This is a genomic window from Savagea faecisuis (assembly GCF_042675605.1).
Classification (GTDB): domain Bacteria; phylum Bacillota; class Bacilli; order Bacillales_A; family Planococcaceae; genus Savagea; species Savagea faecisuis.
In genome coordinates, this window is sequence record NZ_JBHTJF010000034.1 from 58,822 (window position 1) to 80,497 (window position 21,676).

Sequence of the window (21,676 nt, forward strand, 5' to 3'; positions counted from 1 at the left end):
ACATGTAGTTTCAACTTTATTCGCTCGTTCTATAAACCTTGCCCTTGTGCATACGCGCGATATTTTTCGTGACTCGCATACAATTGCTCGTGTGTTCCACGTCCTGACACTTGGCCATCTTCAATGAAAATTAATTGATCCGCATGCGTGATCGTCGATAAACGGTGAGCGATCATCAACGTTGTGCGCCCTTGCATTAAATGATGTAGCGCTTCTTGAACGTGCGCTTCCGAGCCACTGTCTAAGTTCGATGTCGCCTCGTCTAACAGTAAAATGTCCGGGTCATGTAAAAGAGCTCGCGCAATAGCGATTCGTTGACGTTGCCCACCTGACAATTTCATGCCGCGCTCTCCGACGAATGTGTCGAACCCTTGCGGTAATTTTTCGATAAACTCTAAAGCGTTCGCTGCTTTTGCCGCTTCGATCACTGCTTGCTTATCTATTTCTTCGCTAAATCCATACACAATATTATCGGTAATCGTTCCATTCATTAATGGACTTTCTTGAGAAACGTAACCAATTTTACTTCTCCACTGTTTTAACTCCATCGCGTCAATAGGCTGACCACCATACGTCACTACGCCTGATGTCGGCTCATAAAAACGCTCGATAAGAGAAAACGTCGTCGTCTTACCTCCACCACTTGGACCGACAAAGGCAGCAATTGTCCCTTGAGGGATGACGAATGATACATCTTGTAAAATTCGTTTCTCTTCATTATATGCAAACGATACGTGATCGAAAGCAAGGTCACCATGTTCCGCAACATTTCCACCTTCTGCACGTTCGTCTTCCAAAGTTAAAATCGTTTGAATACGTTCCGTTGCGCCAAGTGCTTTTTGTAAAGCGGTGAAAAAATGCGCCAATTGGCCAAACGGCATCATAATTTGAAATAGTAAAAACAAAATCGCCACTAATGTTCCTGCGGATAAATTCCCTTGTGCCACTTGTGCACCACCGTAACCGAATATGACGATCAACATGCCCATCATCGTCATCATCATTAAAGGTGAGACGACCGCTTGAATGCGCGCTTCTTTCAAACCGTATTGAAAGAGTGATTGAATCGCTTCTGTCCCTTTTTTCTCTTCGATCGGTTCCGCTCGATACGCCTTTACGAGACGAATTTCTCCGAGTGTTCTTCCTAAATGACCAGTAAATTTAGCCATTTCCGTTTGAGTGGCGCGCGCTACTTTACGCATCATTCTTCCGAGTGGCACCATAATGAGCAAGCTGACGGGTACGCTAATTAACATAATGAGCGTCATTTTCCAGTCCAAATATAATAAAATTCCGACCGCTCCGACGATTGAAATCATCCCTGTTATGAACGAAACGAGATGATCGGTCACGAGCGCTTTTAACACGGTCGTATCTTGCGTAATCCGACTCATCGTTTCGCCCGTTTCCGTTTCGTCATAATAAGGGATGGGCAAACGAAGCACATGATGCCACAGCTTCCCTCTTAAATCCGCAACGACCGTTTCACCAATGTAGGCGAGTAAGTAATAAGAAATTCCACCTGCGATCGCTTGGATGAGAAAGAGTGCGACGAGTACGCCGACCGTCCCCCATGTGAAAGAAGCGGTACTAAATGAATCGACGAGACCTTTCGTCAACAGTGGCACTGCTAAAGAAGCGAGCGTTTGAAAGACCGCTAATGTTAAAGCGCTCGCTAAAATGAGCTTCGGCCAATGTAATGTTTTTAAAAACTTGAAAAACTGTTTCGTCGTCATCGTTTGTTTCGTTTGTTGTTCGATTGTTCTCTCCTCCATTGTCCGTTCATTTTATTGAACTTCCTTGAGAAAATGGTGAAATATTTCATTTTTTTCGTTGTTTTCTCCAGTTTCCAACATGACTCATCTTTTCATTGTAAGCGATAAACGGCTTTACGAAAAGAAAGATGAACGGTTCCACAAAAAAGAGCCCACATGAGTGAGCTCCGCTTTTACATTTCTAGTTGTGTCTGTTTCGTCTCCGTTCCAAGAAGGATGACTGCTGCGACTCCGATTAAAATCGAGCCACAAAAAATACCGAAAATGATAGGGAAACCGACTCCTTTTGCGACGAGTGACCCGACGAGAAGTGGACCGAATATGCCACCGATACGACCAATCGAAGCCGCCATTCCTGATCCTGTCGCACGAATTGCTGTCGGATATTGTTCTGGTGAATACGCATAAAGCGCTCCCCATGCCCCTAAGTTAAAGAATGAAAGAAGCGCACCGAATGTCAGTAGCATCGGGCCGCTCACTGCCATTCCAAACGCGAGCGCACTTAAAGCTGTCCCGATTAAATAAGCAGATAACACGAATTTCCGTCCTGCTCGTTCAATGAGCCAAGCTGCTGTGAAGTACCCCGGAAGTTGTGCAAGCGTCATAAGCAACACATAACCGAAACTTTGAATCATGTCAAATCCTTTCATCATCATGACGCTCGGCAACCAAAGGAACATACCATAATAAGAAAAGACGACGGTAAACCAAACGATCCATAACATCGTTGTCCGCTTCGCATATTGCTTCGACCAAACGAGCTTAATCTTTTCTCCAATTGACTGCTTCGGTTCACCCGCCTTTACGTATACGGGCGAATCAGGTAAATTGCGACGTAAGTAAATCGCATAAAAGGCAGGAAGCGCCGTTAAAATTAAAGCGATACGCCAACCGTAATCCGGAATGATAAAATAGGCAATTAGCGCAGCGACTAACCATCCAGCTGCCCAAAAACTCTCTAATAAGACGACCATCTTGCCACGCTCATGTGCTTCTACACTCTCAGATACGAGAGTTGAAGCGACTGGTAATTCTCCACCGAGACCCGCTCCTACTAAAAAGCGCAACACTAAAAAAGCACCTAATCCTGTCGTGAAAGCAGATAGTCCACTTGCGACTGAAAACAATACTAATGTAATCATAAAAACATTTTTGCGTCCGATACGATCTGCGAGTATACCGAAACCGAATGCACCGACCGCCATCCCGATAGAATTCATACTTCCAATCCAACCAGACTGTTCAGGTGTTAATCCCCAATCGAGCGCCACCGCCGCGATGACGAACGATAAAATTCCGACGTCCATCGCATCGAACATCCAAGCGGTTCCCGCAATTCCAAGCAATTTTTTATTTGAAACTTTCTCCGTTTGTCCCATTTTATTTCTCCATTCTTTTTAGTGTCTTGACAGTTGACTATTCAATAATACTATAAAGAAATAGAGAACGCATTATTTTTTTAATTTTTACATGTAAATTTCCCAGCCACGATGTGAAGTTACATTACGAAAAACATGAAGCGTATAAGCCCCCATTTGCAAAGTTAAAAGAGAAGTCGCTTCATCGTAATCGACATAGCTAATTAATTCATTTTGTAATGCACGTTTCACTTCCCCGAAGCAATCTTCTCCACTCCCCCCGATCACTTCCGAACCTTTCCGTAAATGCCAAGCTCCTGAAATAACGAGTCGAAACGGATTACCAAAGAGAATCAATGTCGGCTCATGCTCGATTCGTTCGACAACTTCACCTATTAACATTTGAAGCGAAGGGGATAAAAATAGCTTCGTATATAAAGCAGACAGTTGCTCCTGCAAATATGTGTTGATTTCTCCTTCCATCCACTTTTCTACATTATCTCCGTATACCACTTCTTCTACTCTTTCTTCGATTCCATACAACTCAAACTCAATCGCTAAACCCTCTTCTCGCGCAATGACAATGATCTGCTTCAAAAGCTTTAAATCATCTTGCCACCAGCCCATCATTTGTTGAAATAAAAAACGTATGTAAGCGAGGGCTGCTTGTTCTTCTGTCGGTATACGATACACTTCGGACTCTAACAAATAAGTAAAAGCTTCTAACACTTCAAAATGATTGAGCGGTTGAATAAAATCTAAACAAGCGAGGGCAACGACATTTTCCTCATCGATACCGCTCTCCATTTCACGAATCGCCCACTGCACATACTGCTCTGATGAAGCTTCGTTTCGTTTATGTAAATAGTAAAGAGCTTTCCAATTTAACATAATCTTCTCCCTCCTTTTTTTCTTACCTTATAACAAAAACACCTAGAAAGCCAAATGCTTTCTAGGTGTTTACTCTCTTATTTAAATGCCGCTGCGATTTCATCAACCATAATATTCATTGATTCGAGTCCGCCACCTGCTAAGTACCAAACTTCACCATCTAAATAAATCATTTTATCGTTTTTAAATGCGTTCGTTTTTTGAACGATTTCGTTTTCGAGTGATTCTTTCACTGATGAATCTTGACCGATTGCTGTATCACGGTCAACGACAAACATCATATCTGGGTTCGTTTCTAAAATGTATTCAAATGTAATGCTCTGTCCGTGACGTGAGTCTTCGATTTGCTCATCCGCTGGTTCTACACCTAATACGTCATGAATTAAACCAAAACGTGAACCTGGACCGTATGCACTCACTTTACCTTCTGTTCCGAGAACGATTAATCCTTTATCATCTGTTTTTGCTGTTTCTTCTTGAACAGCTGTTATTTTTTCTTCAATTTCTTTTAATGCAGTTTTAGCTTCTTCTTCTTTTTTAAAGATTTTACCGATTGTTTCAACGTTTGCTTCGAAAGAATTTAAATAATCTTTGTCATCAATCGCTAAGTAAATCGTTGGCGCGATTTCTTTAAATTGATCATATAGTTCTGCTTGACGTGTTGAAATAATAATTAAATCTGGTTTTGATGCATGTACTTTTTCAAAATCAGGTTCTTTTAATGACCCTAAGTTTTCATAGTCATCTGATTTATACTGTTCTAAGTAAGTTGGAACTGTCGCTTGTGGAAGACCGACAATTTTGTCTCCTAATCCTAATTCATCCATCGTATCTAAAGCACCTAAATCAAATACTACTACTTTTTCAGGGTTTGCTGGAACTTGAACTGCTTGATCGTCAAGTTCATGTTGAACATCGATCACTTGGTCTGTTTTGGAATCTCCTGTTGCGTCTGAATTTTTCGTTTGTTCTTCTTTATCGCCACCACATGCTGCTAAAATGAACATGAGTGACATCGTTAAAAATAATGTTAAAAACTTTTTCATAAGTGTATACCATCCTTTTATTATGAATTAAAGTAAACGCAAATATTGCAATTGTTCATCCGTTTAATCGGGATGTCCATATCGTAAATTTCTTTTAATGCTTCAGAATTAATAATCTCATCTGTCGTGCCGTCCCGTACAACTTTACCGTCTTTTAATGCGACAATTCGATCTGAATACACCGATGCAAAGTTAATGTCATGTAAAACGATAACGACTGTTTTACCGAGATCGTCGACGAGGCGACGTAATATTTTCATAATTTGTACAGAGTGCTTCATATCTAAGTTGTTCAGTGGCTCGTCAAGCAAAATATAATCTGTATCTTGTGCGATAACCATCGCAATGAATGCCCGTTGACGTTGACCGCCTGATAGCTCATCTAAGTAACGGTCTTCCATATCGAGCAAATCCATATATTCCATCGCTTGGTCAACATGCTTCTCGTCTTCCTCTGTCAAATGGCCACGTGAATGCGGGAAACGTCCAAATGAAACGAGTTCGCGAATCGTCAATCGAACGTTCATAAAGTTCGACTGTTTTAAAATCGATACACGCTTCGCAAATTCATTCGACTTCATCCCACGCACATCATCTTGATCCAACATTACCTCTCCTGTATCTGCATCGATTAAACGACTAACCATTGAAAGCAATGTCGATTTACCCGCCCCGTTCGGACCGATAAATGATGTGATTTTTTGCGGATGAATATCGACACTCACCTTTTCGACGACCGCTTTTTTCCCATAGAATTTTGACAAATTACGGACTTGAATCATGCCGATCTACTCTCCTTTAATAATAAGTAAATGAAGTAAATTCCACCGACGAAGTTAATGATGACACTCAATGTCGTCGAGAATGAAAAAACACGCTCGACAATCCATTGACCACCGACAAGTGCGATAATGCTCATAAAAGCAGCACCTGTAATTAAAATTTTATGTTTGTACGTATTGAAATATTGATATGACAAGTTCGCTACGATAAGTCCGAAAAATGTAATCGGACCGACGAGCGCTGTCGATACTGCAATTAATACGGACGATAAAATGAGCATGCGCTTCACAATCGCATCGTACGGGACACCTAAGTTAATCGCGACATCACGACCGAGCGACAAGACGTCTAACTCTTCCATGTAGCGCCATCCGATGATGAGAGCGATAGCAATGATGCCGAACGCCCACCAGACGAGATCACCGTTAATGTTATTGAAGCTTGCGAACATTTTATCTTGCACTCTTAAAAATTCATTCGGATCAATGAGTACTTGTAAAAATGTCGTAATGCTTGAGAAGAACGTTCCGACAATAATTCCGACGAGTAATAAAAAGTAAATCGGACGCTTCCCTGCTTGAAATAGAAATTTGTACAGTAAAAGCGCAAATACAATCATCGAAATGACGGAAAGTACAAAGTTGACATGCTGATTAACGACCGTCACATGCATTGAACCTAAAAAGAATACAAATAATGTTTGAAGCAATATGTAGAGCGAATCTAGCCCCATAATGCTCGGTGTTAAAATTCGGTTATGTGTAATCGTTTGGAAGATGACAGTAGAATAAGCGATCGCAATTCCTGTCAATGCCATCGCAGCGACTTTCACCGCACGGCGTGGCAACGCATAATCATAACTTCCATTCAATTCATAAAATAAATAAAGCGCACAAGAGACGAGAGCTAAAACGACGAGAACGATTAATTTCGTACTATTTTTACGCATATGCTCGCCCCCTAAACAGTAAGAAGAGGAATATACCACTTCCGATGACCCCAACCATTAAGCTGATTGAAATTTCATACGGATAAATGAGCACCCTTCCTAATATGTCGGCGATGAGTAAAAAAATCGCTCCGAGTAACGCCGTATGCGGCAATGTCTTTTGCAAATGGTCTCCGTGGAAAATCGAGACGATATTCGGAATAATTAACCCGAGAAACGGAATCATTCCGACAGTTAACACGACAGTTGTCGTAATTAAAGCGACTAAAATTAATCCGATATTGACGATTCGTTTATATGCGAGTCCTAAGTTTTTAGAGAAGTCCTCTCCCATACCCGCTACTGTAAAGCGATTCGCATACATGTAAGCGATGATGAGAACAGGAATACTAATGTATAGTAACTCGTAACGTCCCTTCATAATCATCGAGAAATCTCCTTGCAACCAAGCGGACATGTTTTGAATAACATTCGCACGATAAGCAAAAAATGTCGTAATCGACGATAAAATATTCCCGAACATCAAACCTACGAGAGGAATAAAGATTGCATCTTTAAATTTAATGCGGTCTAAAATTTGCATAAACAATAGCGTGCCGGCAAGCGCGAATGCAAAAGCGACGAGCATTTTTTCAATCGTAGAGGCGTTCGCAAACAACAACATCGATACTAAAATACCGAGGCGTGTCGCATCGAGCGTTCCCGCAGTCGTTGGAGAGACGAATTTATTTCGGCTCAACTGCTGCATGATTAAACCTGCGATACTCATCCCTGCTCCCGCAAGTAAGATCGCAATTAATCGAGGAACTCGACTTAATAAAAATATTTCAGTTTGCTCCGACTTAAAATCCAATAAGTCTAACGGTGAGATCCGACTAACTCCTACGAATAAGGAGAGGAATGAAAGCAAGATCACTGCGATAACTAAGTAACGTTTCTTCAATTTCAAATCTCCGATACCGAATATTTTGCTTTTAGCAATGATTGTTAATGATAATCGTTATCACTGCCATGCAATTTTATTATAACAATCTTCACCAATTAGTCAACATCTAATTGAAAATGATTATCAATATGTATGTAAAAAAAAGAAGCTTTTTCCGTTTTCATGAACTATTCTACTAAAAAACGATGAGAAATGTAAAGGGATTCTTCGTTTTTTCTATTTTTTTCGACATCATTTGACACAATTTTCGAAATATTGTTTTTGGATTTTCTCAAAGAAAAACGCCCTTTTTAAAAAAAGAGCGTTTTTTTCACTATTTACTTTTGCATTTCTTGTTCAAAATCAACCGCATTGTCTAACACATCTTGTGGTGTTTCAATCGGTTCAATTTTATTCATTTCTGTTATTTCTGTTTCTGTATGTTGCACCATGCTTAACACGATATCTTCAAATGTTAAATCAAATTCCAAATCTAAATTGTACATATTTAAATCATATGTCTCTTTATCGACATACAATTCTAAGCGAAGTCGATCGACCGTTAGTGCGTCAAATGCCATCGCTTCTTCCATTTGGAATTGTCCTGCAACACTCGACGCCGCAATCAAACGCATTAAATCATCATGTTTCTTCTGGTCAGTCGTTGAAAAGCGTAAAATGTATTGCTTGCCTGTTTCTTCGATTTTCATTTCCTTCAATACGTCTTGAAATACTTCAAGATCGATAATCGTATGAAATTCATTCCCATTGCCGATCATCATTTCATGCATTTCAGGTGGGAATTGAATCCACTCATCTTCGCTTTGTACGAACATCCCTTGTTCCGTAATGTAAATTTCCTCATTACTTACGGCTTCTTCCCCTTTACCCGCATCGACGTTAATCGTTTGATGCATAGTGAACGGCTCACGCGTTAATGCAATGTTAGACAAGGTACGTAATTGACGCTCTTCTAATTCGTCGTTTTCTTTCATATATTGGTCTAAATAAATTTTCGTATGCATACTTTCATACGTATCGATTTTTTGAAGCATTTTGTCGAATACTTCTTCTTGATCTCCCGTTGAAGAACAGGCAGAAATTATGAATAATACACTGCTGAACACGAGAAATTGAAACATCCTTTTCATCATGAAAAATCTCCTATCTTTTTTAAATAAATGTTTATCCTTTTGAAAACCCGGGTAGAGATTAATCCCCTAACCCCTTAACAATATAAGAGGTCCTTTGACTCGCACGGTGCCACATTCACCGTGCGACTTTTTTATGCGTTTTGCAGGGCTTGTTGGAACTGCTCTTTCAAACGACTCGACCATTCAATCGTTAATTGTGTTCCGTCCTCTTCATATTCTGTCTCAATGACATGGGCTTCTTCATTTAATAATGAGACGAGATCTCCTCGGTCATAAGGAACCGTTACCGTTTCAATTTCATAATCTGCAAAAATATAACGATTCATTAATTGGAGTAGTTGTTCTAGCCCTTTTCCTTCTTTCGCTGACATCCAAATTTCGTTATCTTGAACGTAAGGATATGGCATCGATGTCGCATCTGCTTTATTGTAAACGAGAATTGTGGGAATATCTTCCACGCCAACATCTAACAATGTTTCATTCGTTACATCGATCATATAGCGATACTCTTCATGTGAAACGTCAACAACATGAAGTAATAAATCCGCTTCTCGCGCTTCTTCTAACGTCGAACGGAATGCTTTCACTAAATGGTGAGGGAGTTTCGAGACGAATCCTACTGTATCCGTCAAAATAAACTTGCGATTGTTCTGCAACTCTACTTTGCGCACAGATGTATCCAATGTCGCAAAGAGCATATCTTTTTCAAATACTTCTTTCGCTTCTTCACCGTATATGCTCGTCAGCAATTGATTCATCAATGTCGACTTTCCTGCGTTCGTATATCCTACGATAGATACGACAGGCATACCGCTACGGTTACGACGTTTGCGTTGCGTTTGACGTTGTTCTTCAGCATGTCTTAAATTGCGGTTAAGCTTTGCGATTTGGTCTTCAATGACACGGCGGTCCAATTCAAGTTTCGTTTCTCCAGCTCCTTTGTTTTGGAAGCCACCGCCCGTCCCTCCCCCTTGACGACTTAAAGAGGAACGTAAGCCGACGAGTCTCGGGAGAAAGTATTGAAGTTGTGCAAGCTCGACTTGCATGCGCGCTTCATGCGTTTGCGCACGACGAGCGAATATATCTAAAATTAACATCGTTCGGTCAATAATTTTACATTGTAACTCTTCTTCTAAGTTACGAATTTGTGATGGGGAGAGTTCATCATTTGTAATGATTAAGTTTGCCTCAACCGCTTCGTACATCCGCTTAATTTCATCTAACTTTCCTTTTCCTACATATGTCGTCGGGTGAATTCTCGGTAAATTTTGCGTCACTTCTCCTACCACTTCGACTTGTAGTGCTTCTGTTAAATTACGTAGCTCTTCCATCTCATAATCAAAATGAGCGTTGTCATCCTCGTTAACAGCGACGAGAAGTGCGAACTCTTCAATATATTGTTCCATTCTGTTCATTCCTTTATCGCTTTTCTCTATCATAACGAATTTCTTAGTACATTGCGAAAATGAGGGGTGCATCCTTTTAGACAACGATAGACAAAAAACTACGGAGAGCAAAAAGCCTCCGTAGTTTCGAGATTTATTCAATTGGGAATACACGACCACGCTCATCTTTAAAGACGACGTGCTCTCGCTTTAATTCTTTCGGTGAATTTAAACCAGCTGCTGCTGCAACACGGTACAATCCTTCACGCATCGTTAAAATATAGTTGGTAACACGGTATTGCTTTTCATCGACGACGAGACCTTGTTGTAACTTCGCATCTGTCGTCGCAACTCCTGCTGGACAGTCATTCGTATGACAGCTTCCTGCCATAATACACCCGACCGAGATCATAAATGAACGTGCTCCTTGTACGAGATCTGCGCCAAGTGCCATCGCAATCGCCGCTGAGTCAGGTGTCGTAATTTTACCTGAAGCGATAATTTTCACTTTATCGCGAACACCATGTTCTTTTAATGAGTTATCTAAAATCGGAAGTGCTGAACGGAGTGGTAAACCGAGTGTGTCAGCTAAGTCTTGATATGTCGCTCCCGAACCACCTTCACCACCATCAAGTGAAATGAAGTCTGGATGACGTCCTGTATCCGCCATATATTTGCTTAACTCATCCGCATCTTGCTTACTACCAATGACGATTTTGATTCCGACCGGCTTGCCACCTTCTTCACGAATTAATTCAATGAAGTCGAACATCGATGGAAAATCATCGAATTGGCGGAAACGGTTCGGACTGTTAATCGTCGTATGTGGTACGACGTTACGAATCGCTGCGATTTCTTCTGTTACTTTACTTCCTTCAACGTGTCCTCCACGCATTTTTGAACCTTGAGCGATTTTAATTTCAAACGCTTTAATTTGATCCATCGCTGCTTTTTCTTTCAACATTTCGACGCTAAATTCGCCATCTTTCGTACGGTATCCGTAAAGACCCGAACCGATTTGAGCGATTAAATCTGCGCCACCTTGAAGGTGATAAGGAGATACTCCACCTTCTCCTGTATTCATCCACGAACCTGGTACGTGTGAAATACCGCTTGATAATGCGAGAATTGCGTTTTGTCCAAGTCCACCATAACTCATCGCTGCTTGACCGATAAACCCGCGAACGCGGAACGGTGTTTTACATTCTGGTCCAATGACAATTGCTTCTTCTTCTGGAAGTAACCATGGTAGGGCTTCCACTTCTTCACGGTGCTCTTTTCGTGAAAATAAGTTGTCTTCATCAATGACATATTTCATCGTTTGAACGATATCAGTATTATCGACATGTAATTCTTCTACTTGTGTTGTAAACATCGCGTTACGCAAATAATATCCCGGCTGTGTAAAGTCCTTTTTCGAACCGAAACCGATGACATTACTTAAATATTTCCCAGGCATAACCATATGCAAATATTGTTGACGACTGAATGGACGTCCTTCATTGTCCCCATCGAATAAATATTGTCTAAATTCTGGTCCTGTCTTTTCTAAAATATAACGCGCCCGTCCAAGTAACGGATAGTTTCTCAAAATCGCGTGTTGCTTTTGCTTCCGATCAAAGAAATATAAATAAACAATTGTGACGATCGGAATAACGATGAGAAACAAAATAAGTAAAGCTGTCGTAATTGATATACCTTCCAACCAAGCCATTTTTGCACCTTCTTTAATTATTTTTTATTAGGTAATTCCGTTGTATCTCATGTAGTTTATCATGTATTGTAGAGACATAGTATACTAATTTTAAATTAAAATTTTCAGGAGGTTTTCAACGATGATTGACTTACTTACATCCCATACGAGCGTGCGTAAATATACGGACGAATCGATTCCTTTAGAGACCGTCCACGAGCTCGTACGTGCGGGTCAACATGCCGCTAGTTCACATTTCGTACAATCGTATTCGATCATTCACGTCACAGATGCGAAGCGTAAACAACAATTAGGTGAGCTCTCTAAAAACGCTTTCCAAATGAATGGTGCTGCAGTCGTTTTACTGTTTTGTTCAGACTTTCGACGATTAGAAAAAGCAGCCGCTTTGCACGGTGAAACAATCGATTATAGCTATGCTGAAAATACAATTGTCGGAGCGGTAGATGTTGCTCTTTGCGCACAAAACATCGCGATTGCTGCGGAATCCAAAGGATATGGCATTTGTTACATCGGTGGTGTGCGAAACAATCCCGATGCGATCAGTGATTTATTTGAACTTCCAAAAGGGGTTATGCCTTTATTCGCTATGACGATCGGTGTACCTACGAAACGCAATGAAGTGAAACCACGCCTTCCGTTGCAAGCTGTACTTCATACAGACGTCTATGATGATGCGAAGTATGATGAACTTCTTCCACAGTACGACGAAACGATGAAGCAATACTACGCTGAGCGCAGTTCAAATAATAAGGTTAGCACTTGGACTGAACAAATGACTGACTTCTTAAAAGAACCGAAGCGTACTTATATGAAACAATCATTAGAACGTCAAGGATTTAAACATCGATAGTCGCTCGAAAGACTCATCGTTTCTGCGATGAGTCTTTTTTATATTTAAAATGTTTTACTATGACAACGTACTTTTCAAAAAAATTAAACCTAAGCCTTATTTTCATTATAAAAATAGGTATAAAAGCTTATATTTCTATTCTACCTATTCTTTCTCTCTTCGTAAACCTTAATTTGTATAAATGACAAATTTTTCATAAGGGTCTGTTACAGATAGTTCAATTTCTTGAATCGGTGAAAGCGTCGTATAACGCTCAATCCAATCACGATATTCGACCGTTTCATAAAATAATATAATGTAAATCGGTCTCGGATGTTCATGCACAGAATGTAAAATGTTTGCGACGACTTGCGCAAAAATCTGTACTGAAAAAGGGTTAAAGAAATAAAACATCGTATCCACTGGCTTAACAACGTAACGCTCCGCCTGCATGCGAACCCAATCAATTTTGTTTCCTCTTACATTGTGATGAAGTCGGTAGTTCTCTTCATTTTCTTGCGCCTTTTCTAACAATTGAAAACTACGTTCAATTCCGCAAACAGGATTTCGAAAGTAGTGATGAATGTAGATTGGCACACGTCCTTTTCCCGAACCAAAATCGATGAAGCGTCCTGTCGATGGCATGTCAAAAAATTGGAATAAAATATCTAACGCTTCATACGGTGTCGCTTCGTAGCGATTGTAATGAGCGGAAGATGCATCCCAATCTTGAATGCCGACAGTTTGAATCGAAAAATAAGCATCTCGTTTTAAATCTGCCGTCATAGATTCCCCCATATTCTACTTTTTTGAACATATTGCTGTTCGTCCCCTCTATTTTAACGCATTCACTTTTCTTTTCAATAGCCTGCTCGAAGTCACAATACATTAAATTTTAAGATTATGAAAAAGCAGTACAAATTACATGTACTTTCGTTTACATTCCCTTATACTTAAGGTATAGAAATATTACCAACATAAGGGAGAGGATTTTTATGTTATCAGAAAAATTAGCTACTGCTTTAAATGAACAAATGAACAATGAATTCGATGCAGCACAATTTTACATGTCTGTCGCAGCTTATTGCGAGTACACAAACTACACAGGTTTTGCAAACTTCTATTTAGAACAGGCGAAAGAAGAACGTTTCCACGGGATGAAAATTTACAACTATTTAAATGATCGTGGTGTCCGCACGACATTCCGTGGTATCGCAGCACCTAAAACAGACTTTGATTCATTACTCGACACGTTCGAAACTTCACTCCGCCAAGAAAAAGAAGTGACGAAACAGTATTACGAACTCGCAGACCTCGCGATGGAAGAAAGAGAACACGCAACGATTTCATTTTTAAATTGGTTCCTCGATGAGCAAGTAGAAGAAGAAGCTTCGTTTGACACACATATCGAATATTTAAAACGTATCGGTGGAGATAAAAACGCACTCTTCATTTACGAAAAAGAACTCGGTGCACGTGCATTTTCCGCTGACGAATAATGTCGACTTTTTCTTTACAAATCAATGGTGTTCATGAAGATAAATATACAGTCGCAGCTTTCATAAGTGAACATCCTGATTTGATTCAAGTTTTAGGAGAACTTTACTGCCTGCCTAATTTCGAGTTGCCAGCTTTTCAAACTACTTTAGTAGATCGCTCGAAAAAAAGTGCTCATTTTCACCGCACTTTGCTATTGTCAGATGCTTTGAACTACCCTTGGGACTCTTTAAAAACGATTCGTTTATATCGCACAGAACCTTTGACAGATCTAAGCCGATTCGTTCACTACGAAATGACATTTGACAGTGAGATGTATCAATATGTAGGACAAGTGAAAGCTTCAACTTATTTTTCATCATTTTATCAATTCATTCAAAAAGTTGCACAAACCTATAAAAATCACACTGCTGTACAGTTAGAACTTTTATTTTTTCTCACTTAAAAAACCGTCATCAATGGCTGATCATTGATGACGGTTTTATTTATTTACTACTATAGTATTGAACAATTCCTTCATAAATTGCTTGAGCAAATAACTCTGTATATTCTTCGCTCGTCATTTTATGACGGTCTGAACTATTCGTAATAAACCCTAATTCAATTAAAATTGCTGGCGTATTGTTTTCGCGTAATACTTGGAATGCACTATCCTTCACACCACGATCTTTCATATTCACTTTTTGCACAATTTTATTTTGAACATATTGTGCAAGAATACGACTTTCTGCACCGTTTGCATTGAATTTTGTATCGATCCACACTTCTGTTCCAGATGCGCTTGCCGAAGCTGAGTTCGCATGAATAGAAATGAATGATTCAGCAAATTTACTCTTCGCAAATTGAGTACGCTGTGTCAATGTCGGATACGTGTCTCCTGTGCGAGTCATATGTACATTCGCACCTGCACGTCTTAGTTTGTCAGCTACTTTTTTGCTCACATTTAATGTGATTGATTTCTCATTTGCTCCACCACTAATCGCACCAGGATCGCTCCCACCATGCCCCGGATCGAGGACGATAATGCGATTTTGAACAGCGTTTCCTTTTTTATTCACTAATTTAATATAATATTTGTGAACAAACCCTTTATGCCCAGTAGGTGTTGTCACTTCAGCCCAAAAACCATTGATCGATGTAACTGCGAGTTCTGTGCCTTTTGATACTTTTGTGACAATTGCCGAACTATCATTCGCTTGTGAACGAACGTTCAAAGTGGCACTTGTTACATAACCTACTGTAGAAGCATTTGTTGTAACAGGAGGCACTGGTGTCGGTTCTACCAGCGCTGGCTCAGGTTTAGGTGTTGGAGGTGTTGGTTGTGGGTATGTAGTGCTTAAATAATCTTCCGCTACATAACCTTCCTTTTTACCGTTATCATATTGAATTTTCGTCCAGCCATTTACAGGATAAGCTGCTTTAACTTTTGTCTGGAATGGTAGTTGTCCAATGACTGCATAGTTCATTCCACGTCCACTTCTAACATTTAGAGGTGATTTCTCTGACGTCACATACACTGTTCTTGTAAATGGATCTACTGGCTCAGTAGGTGGTTTTACTACATTCGGACGGAATGAAGGTTCGATTGAGCGAGCGATAAAGACCGCAAAATCGATACGTAAAATTTTATTTTGACGTCCAAACGTTCCATCCGCTACCCCTTCTGAAATTCCTAAGTTCATTAACATTTGTTCAGCTGCATCAATTTTCACATTAGGATTTTTAAGAAATGCACGATTAATTATAATTGCCATTTGACCACGAGTTAATTGTTCATTCGGTCGAAACGTTCCATCTGCATAACCTGTAATAATATTTCGCTTCGAGAGTTCTTGAATGTAACCTGAGAAACGATATCCTTTTGGAACATCTTTAAATGACGTCTCCTGGTTTGCAGAAGAAATATTTAAAGCGCGTCCGATAATAGCTGCCGCTTCAGCTCTCGTAACATTTTCATTGACGCCGAATCGCGTCGATGTTTTTCCATTCATATAGTTACGATCTGCTAAAAACTTTACTTCCTTGTACGCACGCGAATTTTCCGTAACATCATTAAATTTTAATCCATTCGCGAAGCTATCCGATGGCCAAATCATAATCACAGCGAGCAAAGCAAACAAAACTGTTTTCGCTACTTTTGACAAATTGTAAACCTCCATTTTTAATCTCGTTTAAATTGCATCTACTCTTTATCTTACCACGAATTACTAGCTCGTGAATATGGAAGTTTAGAAATTCATAAAGTTGACAGTTCTGACTCATGCTTTTATACCTTCATGATAGCGAAATTTACCAATCAGTCTTTCAACAAAGTTTTATTTAAAATGACGTTGAATACAGACATTAAAATTGCGATTGCTAGTGCTTGACCAAAGCCGTCAATTACAAAACCTGTTCCTGTAATTTTATTCACTAATAGTAACATAAGCGCATTCACAACGAACGAGAAGAGTCCCAATGTTAAAATCGTTACAGGCAAAGTTAAAATATATAAAAATGGTCGCACTAAAATGTTAACGAGCGCCAATACAAAGCTTGCGACGAGCGCCGCTCCGAAGTCTTCCACGTGAAATGTCGGAAGAATACTTGATAAAATTATAAAAAATAAGCCATTTAAAAAAATACCGCCTAACCATCTCATACAATCTCTTCCTTTCCTATTTATTATATTAATATACTACCCATTTCCAGGTAAATTAAACCGCTTCTACATAGTTTTTCGCACGTATTTTTGGTATGCTGAACAAATAAGTACCGTCATCGATAAAGGAGTTTTCACTATGGAATTTTTGGAGTTTGTCGACGTTTTAAATAAACAACTAACGAGCGATTCTTTTTTAGCAGGAACGATCAGTCAACCTCGTCTACGCTCGAATGAAGTACAACGCATTAAACTTAAAAAAATAGAAATTCAAAACGAACTCATCATTCAATTTGAGTATCAGCTAGAACATACAATGTATCATAAAAACTTACCTTTTGTAGAGGCGCAAAAGGAACTGACAGAACAGTTGAATCATTTTAGACAAGTGCACTTTGACCATACAACTTACGCATCGCAAGCGCAAATTTCGAAAAAGTTTAAAGTGCTTTATAAAACAAAAGATCACCCTGCACCGAAAGAGATCAATTTTACTCATAATCGCCAAAAGCAATACATTTTAAAAGAAGACACGATTCATCCTTTCCTCGTCGAATTAGGTGTTCAAACGAAAGATGGAAAAATCCGTGCAGCGAAGCACGCAAAGTTCAAACAGATTAATCGGTTCATCGAAATGGTTGAAGATACTTTCCCCCATTTACCAACAGATCGTCCGATTCGAATTATCGACTTCGGTTCAGGTAAATCATATTTAACATTTGCGCTTTATCATTACTTAGTCGAAATAAAAAAGCGCGACGTCCGCATTACAGGACTCGACTTAAAAAAAGAAGTCATCGAACATTGTGAAAATATTGCTCGAAAGTTAAACTACGAACAATTGAACTTTCAAATTGGCGATATTAGCGATTACGAAGAAGAAGCAGTGGACATGGTGATTACTTTACACGCTTGTGATGTTGCGACAGACCTTGCGCTCGCTCGGGCTGTTCATTGGCCAGCATGAACTTTTCGAACAACTTAACGCTCCTGCATTAGATGTTTTAACGAAGCATGGCATTTTAAAAGAACGGTTCAGTGCTTTAGCGACTGACGCGATTCGAGCTCAATTGCTTCAACTTGTCGGGTACGATGTTCAATTATTAGAATTCGTTGATTTAGAACATACCCCTAAAAATATTTTAATTCGAGCATACGCTACAAATAGTAAAGCGACGACTCAAGATTTTGAAGACTATAAACATTTCACTCAATTACTGCAAGCTGAACCATTTTTAGAAACGGAATTAAAAAAATTCGGAAGATTGTAAAGGAGAGTCTCGTATGAAAACATTTAAAATGTTATCGATTCAAATTGTTGAAAACGATGAATTCATTAACTTTCCCCTCATTGATGGCATTATTATTAATCAAGAAAATAGTAGGGGCTCATGGGTACTCGAACTATTCTTAGAACGCCAATACCGATCACTTTTTGAAAAATGGAGTGAGGAAGAAACATTGTTAGAAGCTCGTGTCGTCATCTCATATCCTGACAATGAGCCCGCTGGATTTATCGTAACGGTAGAAGATATGAAAAATATCGGTGAAAATGAGGTCTCTATCTTGTTAAAAGGTAAATTAAAACGAGTGCGGGCAAAATATGCGGAACAACTTTTAGAACAATTGCTCAATGACGGATTTGACGGTATCGAGTTACTCGAACAATTCGAAAAAAATATGAAAGAACGACCTCGACTTAACATTGATAAACAACTGTATCGTGAACAGAAAAAAAATTAAAAGAAAGACGCTTACACATATCTTAATAAGATTGTATAAGCGTCTTTATCATATGATACATTTATTAATTTTTATTTTTCATACGCAGCAATTTATTTTCAACATACGTCGCTTCTGCTTTACATGCGTAATCGAAATGTGTGCCTAATTCTTCTTGTAGCACTTCGATTGCAGCAATTTGCTCTTCAGATGGCGGGTCTGTTAACATTTTTAAAATGACTTCATTAATACGAACAGCCATATCTTCATGAAACTGTGGATCTTCTTTCTGTTCCGCAGATAATGTTTCATACCAAAGCGCACGTTCATTAATGTATTCTTTCCACGACATTAAATAATCTTCAATATCATATGCTTCTTCATTCCAATCAATTCGCTCCATATATTGTTCATACGTTTGCGAAATTGATCGCGTAATACTGCTTTTAATATTCGGTGATAATTCTTTAAACATTTAATCGTTTACCTCCCAAAGGTGATTCGAAAAAAACCGTTCGAATGTTATTACATCTCACTTTGTACAGGTCCTAAAGCGAATGTAATTTCAGCTTCACATGCAACTTCTCCATCGACCGTAGCAATTGCCTTCCCTTTGCCAATCGTTCCGCGTAAGCGTGTAATTTCTACTTGTAAATCTAAACGATCTCCAGGAATGACTTGACGCTTAAAACGACAACTATCGATACCTGCAAAAAACGCAAGACGACCTCGATTTTCCTCTTTTTTTAATAAAGCGACAGCTCCTACTTGTGCTAGCGCTTCAACAATGAGTACTCCTGGCATTACGGGATAGTTTGGGAAGTGTCCATTGAAAAACTCTTCATTTACAGATACGTTTTTATAACCAACTGCTCGTTTCCCTTCTTCTAACTCCGTCACACGATCGACGAGTAGAAAAGGATAGCGATGCGGAATAATCTGTTGTATCTCTGTTGCGTTTAACATTATTATTAACACCTGCGCTTTTTCATTATTCAGCTCCACGATAAATATCAAAAATATGTTGCCAAGTATCTTTTTTAAATACGTCGAGGGCTGATCCGTCACCTAATACACTATAACCTATCATTGTTCCAATCACTATTGCTAAAATGGCTAAAATGAGGACGATGCCTACACGAGCTAAAATCGGGATTTTTCGTACTTTTTTCCATTGTTCTCGAATATCATTTTGCCTATCTAACGGGGCCTCATCATATTCTCGGTTGATTGGACGATTTTTTTGGCGCGTTCGACGCTCTTTTCGCGTTTCTGTCATCGTTATTCCTCACTTCGTTTAGCGAACATTATTAATAATGCCTAACATTTGATCTGCTAATGTTACTGTACGCGCATTCATTTGATACGAACGTTGCGTATTAATTAACTCAGTTAATTCTTTCTCTAATCGAACGTTAGACATCTCCAACGCTCCTTGTTGAATACCTATCACTCCGCGTTCTTCAGGAGTCACTAAGTCGGTCATAACTTCTCCTACTGGAAATCCTAACGCATCAAAGTTGTCAGGTATTGTTAAATTACCTGATGGTAAACGTTTCATCAAATCTGGACGATCGACACGTGTAATTTGCAATTGATGTGATTCGATTCTACCGTCACTAAACTGAATTTGTAACTCTCCACCGTCTTTAACAGAAAGACTTTGGAAATCTTCATCAAAGCGAATTTGCTGATCTCCTAACGCAAGAACAGGATGGCCCTCTTCATTCACTAAAAGCATCGTACCATCATTTTCTGGCTGTGCATAGAAATTTCCTTTACGCGTCAAAACGATATCGTAAACGTTTCGACCTCCTGCTTGTTCATTTGTCGTTTGAATATTGAAATATTGTTTAGGTTCTTTTAAAACAAAATCAAGTGTTCGATCTGTCGTTTGAAGAGCTCCTTGCTTCCAGTTCACTTTTGAATGCCCCATCATCGCTCCAACACCATAACGAATGCCTAACGGAGACTGTCTTGGTGCTTGTGTATCGCCTTTATCATTGCGAAACTGTTGATAGAGCATCTCTTGAAATGATACTTGTTCAGCTTTATATCCATGCGTATTAACATTCGCTACGTTATGTCCGATGATATCAAGCTCTTGCTGAATTTGTCCCATCGTATTAGCAGCGGTTACCATCGTTCTAATCATCGTTATCGCTCCTCATCAATTAATACGTCCTAATTCAACAGCTTTTTCCATACTGCGATCGTAAGCTTGTAACACTTTAGAGTTCGCTTCAAATGTACGATATGCTGTCATCATATCTGTCATCGTTCGACCTGCATCGACGTTCGACCCTTCTACATATCCTTGTTGAATATTATAATACATGTTCACTTCTTCTTGTGAAACATCCACTAATTGTTCTCCATCGGGATGTACAAAGACACCATTATCTTGTTTAATTAATGTCGATGGATTTTGGCTAAATGCTATACCTAACACTTGACCTGTTTCAGAAATACGACCATCTGAATCGATTGTGAAATCATCATTTGTCAATTGAATTCGATCCCCATTCGAATCTAATACGTAAGCGCCATAAGATGTAATTAATTCACGGTTTGGGCCGAGTGCGAAACTACCGTTACGCGTATATTGCTCTTCACCATTTGGGCCTTCAATGCGGAAGAAAAATGTTCCCTTTTCTCCTGTTTCTGGATCTGTTGTTGACCAAATATCAACGAGAGCTACATCTGTTGGCAATTCCGTTGCTAACAATGAACCTTGAATAAAATTTGGTAAAGTTTCTTGCATATAAACTCCTGTGGAGAGTTCTCCAACGGGTGCTAATCCACGTCGATGTAATGGATGTTGTGTCGGTAAACTTTGTTCATCCATACGCGCTAAAAACATTTCAGGAAATGAACGAATCGTCGCTCGATCTTCTTTAAATCCTGGAGTGCGCGCATTTGATAAGTTATTTGCTAAAAGCTCCGTACGACGCTGTTGCGCAATCATACCTGACCCTGCTGTATAAAATCCTTTAAACATTAAATT

Annotated in this window: 22 protein-coding genes and 1 pseudogene; 5 read left to right on the top strand and 18 right to left on the bottom strand. The window is 39.4% G+C overall.

Annotated features, from left to right (window positions below):
• Nucleotides 1-29: 29 nt before the first annotated feature.
• The 10 genes from ACFQ0V_RS09655 to ACFQ0V_RS09700 all read right to left on the bottom strand — a co-directional run bounded on the left by ACFQ0V_RS09655 (nt 30) and on the right by ACFQ0V_RS09700 (nt 11,980).
• Nucleotides 30-1,775 (bottom strand): ABC transporter ATP-binding protein, encoded by a 1,746-nt coding sequence (locus ACFQ0V_RS09655; RefSeq protein ID WP_381012780.1) that lies wholly within the window; start codon nt 1,773-1,775, stop codon nt 30-32.
• A gap of 173 nt (nt 1,776-1,948) precedes the next feature.
• Entirely contained in the window at nt 1,949-3,154 is a 1,206-nt protein-coding gene (locus ACFQ0V_RS09660; protein WP_381012782.1) for an MFS transporter, read from the bottom strand.
• An 87-nt stretch (nt 3,155-3,241) separates the two neighbouring features.
• Nucleotides 3,242-4,024 carry a hypothetical protein gene (locus ACFQ0V_RS09665; RefSeq protein ID WP_381012785.1) on the bottom strand — a complete coding sequence of 261 codons (783 nt, stop codon included), beginning with the start codon at nt 4,022-4,024 and terminating at the stop codon, nt 3,242-3,244.
• Between the two features lie 77 nt (nt 4,025-4,101).
• Nucleotides 4,102-5,070 carry a siderophore ABC transporter substrate-binding protein gene (locus ACFQ0V_RS09670; RefSeq protein ID WP_381012788.1) on the bottom strand — a complete coding sequence of 323 codons (969 nt, stop codon included), beginning with the start codon at nt 5,068-5,070 and terminating at the stop codon, nt 4,102-4,104.
• Nucleotides 5,071-5,090: 20 nt separating this feature from the next.
• Nucleotides 5,091-5,852, bottom strand: coding sequence for an iron ABC transporter ATP-binding protein (locus ACFQ0V_RS09675; RefSeq protein WP_194562587.1), 762 nt, complete (start codon nt 5,850-5,852; stop codon nt 5,091-5,093).
• Nucleotides 5,849-6,802: an iron chelate uptake ABC transporter family permease subunit gene (locus ACFQ0V_RS09680; RefSeq protein WP_381012791.1), complete on the bottom strand. Its 954-nt coding sequence runs from the start codon at nt 6,800-6,802 to the stop codon at nt 5,849-5,851. Before ACFQ0V_RS09680 ends, ACFQ0V_RS09675 begins: the two co-directional genes overlap by 4 nt.
• Nucleotides 6,795-7,745: an ABC transporter permease gene (locus tag ACFQ0V_RS09685; RefSeq protein WP_381012794.1), complete on the bottom strand. Its 951-nt coding sequence runs from the start codon at nt 7,743-7,745 to the stop codon at nt 6,795-6,797. Before ACFQ0V_RS09685 ends, ACFQ0V_RS09680 begins: the two co-directional genes overlap by 8 nt.
• Before the next feature lie 320 nt (nt 7,746-8,065).
• Nucleotides 8,066-8,881 (bottom strand): DUF6612 family protein, encoded by an 816-nt coding sequence (locus tag ACFQ0V_RS09690; RefSeq protein ID WP_381012796.1) that lies wholly within the window; start codon nt 8,879-8,881, stop codon nt 8,066-8,068.
• A gap of 131 nt (nt 8,882-9,012) precedes the next feature.
• Nucleotides 9,013-10,287 carry a GTPase HflX gene (hflX, locus tag ACFQ0V_RS09695; protein WP_381012798.1) on the bottom strand — a complete coding sequence of 425 codons (1,275 nt, stop codon included), beginning with the start codon at nt 10,285-10,287 and terminating at the stop codon, nt 9,013-9,015.
• Nucleotides 10,288-10,420: 133 nt separating this feature from the next.
• Nucleotides 10,421-11,980, bottom strand: a complete 1,560-nt coding sequence (locus ACFQ0V_RS09700) for an FMN-binding glutamate synthase family protein (protein ID WP_381012801.1) — start codon at nt 11,978-11,980, stop codon at nt 10,421-10,423.
• A gap of 121 nt (nt 11,981-12,101) precedes the next feature.
• Here ACFQ0V_RS09700 and nfsA point away from each other — a divergent pair, with 121 nt between their 5' ends.
• The gene (gene nfsA, locus ACFQ0V_RS09705) at nt 12,102-12,830 is read left to right on the top strand and encodes an oxygen-insensitive NADPH nitroreductase (RefSeq protein ID WP_381012803.1); all 729 of its coding nucleotides are present in this window, start codon (nt 12,102-12,104) and stop codon (nt 12,828-12,830) included.
• A gap of 168 nt (nt 12,831-12,998) precedes the next feature.
• On the opposite strand, the gene ACFQ0V_RS09710 is transcribed toward nfsA, so the two are convergent.
• Entirely contained in the window at nt 12,999-13,595 is a 597-nt protein-coding gene (locus ACFQ0V_RS09710) for an SAM-dependent methyltransferase (protein ID WP_381012805.1), read from the bottom strand.
• Between the two features lie 209 nt (nt 13,596-13,804).
• On the opposite strand from ACFQ0V_RS09710, the gene ACFQ0V_RS09715 reads away from it, so the two are divergent.
• Both ACFQ0V_RS09715 and ACFQ0V_RS09720 read left to right on the top strand, forming a co-directional pair.
• Nucleotides 13,805-14,308 carry a ferritin gene (locus ACFQ0V_RS09715; RefSeq protein ID WP_381012807.1) on the top strand — a complete coding sequence of 168 codons (504 nt, stop codon included), beginning with the start codon at nt 13,805-13,807 and terminating at the stop codon, nt 14,306-14,308.
• Nucleotides 14,308-14,751, top strand: coding sequence for a hypothetical protein (locus ACFQ0V_RS09720; RefSeq protein WP_381012810.1), 444 nt, complete (start codon nt 14,308-14,310; stop codon nt 14,749-14,751). Before ACFQ0V_RS09715 ends, ACFQ0V_RS09720 begins: the two co-directional genes overlap by 1 nt.
• Nucleotides 14,752-14,791: 40 nt before the next feature.
• Here the strand turns inward: ACFQ0V_RS09720 and ACFQ0V_RS09725 are convergent, their stop codons facing one another.
• Nucleotides 14,792-16,450, bottom strand: a complete 1,659-nt coding sequence (locus tag ACFQ0V_RS09725) for an N-acetylmuramoyl-L-alanine amidase (RefSeq protein ID WP_381012813.1) — start codon at nt 16,448-16,450, stop codon at nt 14,792-14,794.
• A 152-nt stretch (nt 16,451-16,602) separates the two neighbouring features.
• The gene (locus ACFQ0V_RS09730; RefSeq protein WP_381012816.1) at nt 16,603-16,947 is read right to left on the bottom strand and encodes a phage holin family protein; all 345 of its coding nucleotides are present in this window, start codon (nt 16,945-16,947) and stop codon (nt 16,603-16,605) included.
• 139 nt (nt 16,948-17,086) lie between these two features.
• Here ACFQ0V_RS09730 and ACFQ0V_RS09735 point away from each other — a divergent pair.
• Nucleotides 17,087-18,218, top strand: a pseudogene (locus tag ACFQ0V_RS09735) (class I SAM-dependent methyltransferase).
• A 13-nt stretch (nt 18,219-18,231) separates the two neighbouring features.
• The gene (locus tag ACFQ0V_RS09745; RefSeq protein WP_381012824.1) at nt 18,232-18,690 is read left to right on the top strand and encodes a YwpF family protein; all 459 of its coding nucleotides are present in this window, start codon (nt 18,232-18,234) and stop codon (nt 18,688-18,690) included.
• Between the two features lie 64 nt (nt 18,691-18,754).
• On the opposite strand, the gene ACFQ0V_RS09750 is transcribed toward ACFQ0V_RS09745, so the two are convergent.
• From ACFQ0V_RS09750 to ACFQ0V_RS09770, 5 genes are read right to left on the bottom strand one after another with little or no spacing between them, the layout of a single operon-like run.
• Nucleotides 18,755-19,144, bottom strand: coding sequence for a hypothetical protein (locus ACFQ0V_RS09750; protein ID WP_381012827.1), 390 nt, complete (start codon nt 19,142-19,144; stop codon nt 18,755-18,757).
• Between the two features lie 50 nt (nt 19,145-19,194).
• Nucleotides 19,195-19,635, bottom strand: coding sequence for a 3-hydroxyacyl-ACP dehydratase FabZ (fabZ, locus tag ACFQ0V_RS09755; protein WP_381012829.1), 441 nt, complete (start codon nt 19,633-19,635; stop codon nt 19,195-19,197).
• A gap of 25 nt (nt 19,636-19,660) precedes the next feature.
• On the bottom strand, nt 19,661-19,948 hold the full coding sequence (locus ACFQ0V_RS09760) for a DNA-directed RNA polymerase subunit beta (RefSeq protein ID WP_381012832.1): 288 nt from the start codon (nt 19,946-19,948) through the stop codon (nt 19,661-19,663).
• An 18-nt stretch (nt 19,949-19,966) separates the two neighbouring features.
• Nucleotides 19,967-20,824, bottom strand: coding sequence for a flagellar hook-basal body protein (locus tag ACFQ0V_RS09765; protein ID WP_381012835.1), 858 nt, complete (start codon nt 20,822-20,824; stop codon nt 19,967-19,969).
• A 15-nt stretch (nt 20,825-20,839) separates the two neighbouring features.
• Nucleotides 20,840-21,670, bottom strand: coding sequence for a flagellar hook-basal body protein (locus ACFQ0V_RS09770; protein ID WP_381012838.1), 831 nt, complete (start codon nt 21,668-21,670; stop codon nt 20,840-20,842).
• Nucleotides 21,671-21,676: the final 6 nt, after the last annotated feature.

Coding starts and splice junctions, on each gene's coding strand:
- ACFQ0V_RS09655 (WP_381012780.1), bottom strand. CDS start 1,775: ATGGAGGAGAGAACAATCGAACAACAAACGAAACAAACGATGACGACG.
- ACFQ0V_RS09660 (WP_381012782.1), bottom strand. CDS start 3,154: ATGGGACAAACGGAGAAAGTTTCAAATAAAAAATTGCTTGGAATTGCG.
- ACFQ0V_RS09665 (WP_381012785.1), bottom strand. CDS start 4,024: ATGTTAAATTGGAAAGCTCTTTACTATTTACATAAACGAAACGAAGCT.
- ACFQ0V_RS09670 (WP_381012788.1), bottom strand. CDS start 5,070: ATGAAAAAGTTTTTAACATTATTTTTAACGATGTCACTCATGTTCATT.
- ACFQ0V_RS09675 (WP_194562587.1), bottom strand. CDS start 5,852: ATGATTCAAGTCCGTAATTTGTCAAAATTCTATGGGAAAAAAGCGGTC.
- ACFQ0V_RS09680 (WP_381012791.1), bottom strand. CDS start 6,802: ATGCGTAAAAATAGTACGAAATTAATCGTTCTCGTCGTTTTAGCTCTC.
- ACFQ0V_RS09690 (WP_381012796.1), bottom strand. CDS start 8,881: ATGATGAAAAGGATGTTTCAATTTCTCGTGTTCAGCAGTGTATTATTC.
- hflX (WP_381012798.1), bottom strand. CDS start 10,287: ATGGAACAATATATTGAAGAGTTCGCACTTCTCGTCGCTGTTAACGAG.
- ACFQ0V_RS09700 (WP_381012801.1), bottom strand. CDS start 11,980: ATGGCTTGGTTGGAAGGTATATCAATTACGACAGCTTTACTTATTTTG.
- nfsA (WP_381012803.1), top strand. CDS start 12,102: ATGATTGACTTACTTACATCCCATACGAGCGTGCGTAAATATACGGAC.
- ACFQ0V_RS09710 (WP_381012805.1), bottom strand. CDS start 13,595: ATGACGGCAGATTTAAAACGAGATGCTTATTTTTCGATTCAAACTGTC.
- ACFQ0V_RS09715 (WP_381012807.1), top strand. CDS start 13,805: ATGTTATCAGAAAAATTAGCTACTGCTTTAAATGAACAAATGAACAAT.
- ACFQ0V_RS09720 (WP_381012810.1), top strand. CDS start 14,308: ATGTCGACTTTTTCTTTACAAATCAATGGTGTTCATGAAGATAAATAT.
- ACFQ0V_RS09730 (WP_381012816.1), bottom strand. CDS start 16,947: ATGAGATGGTTAGGCGGTATTTTTTTAAATGGCTTATTTTTTATAATT.
- ACFQ0V_RS09745 (WP_381012824.1), top strand. CDS start 18,232: ATGAAAACATTTAAAATGTTATCGATTCAAATTGTTGAAAACGATGAA.
- ACFQ0V_RS09750 (WP_381012827.1), bottom strand. CDS start 19,144: ATGTTTAAAGAATTATCACCGAATATTAAAAGCAGTATTACGCGATCA.
- fabZ (WP_381012829.1), bottom strand. CDS start 19,635: ATGTTAAACGCAACAGAGATACAACAGATTATTCCGCATCGCTATCCT.
- ACFQ0V_RS09760 (WP_381012832.1), bottom strand. CDS start 19,948: ATGACAGAAACGCGAAAAGAGCGTCGAACGCGCCAAAAAAATCGTCCA.
- ACFQ0V_RS09765 (WP_381012835.1), bottom strand. CDS start 20,824: ATGATTAGAACGATGGTAACCGCTGCTAATACGATGGGACAAATTCAG.
- ACFQ0V_RS09770 (WP_381012838.1), bottom strand. CDS start 21,670: ATGTTTAAAGGATTTTATACAGCAGGGTCAGGTATGATTGCGCAACAG.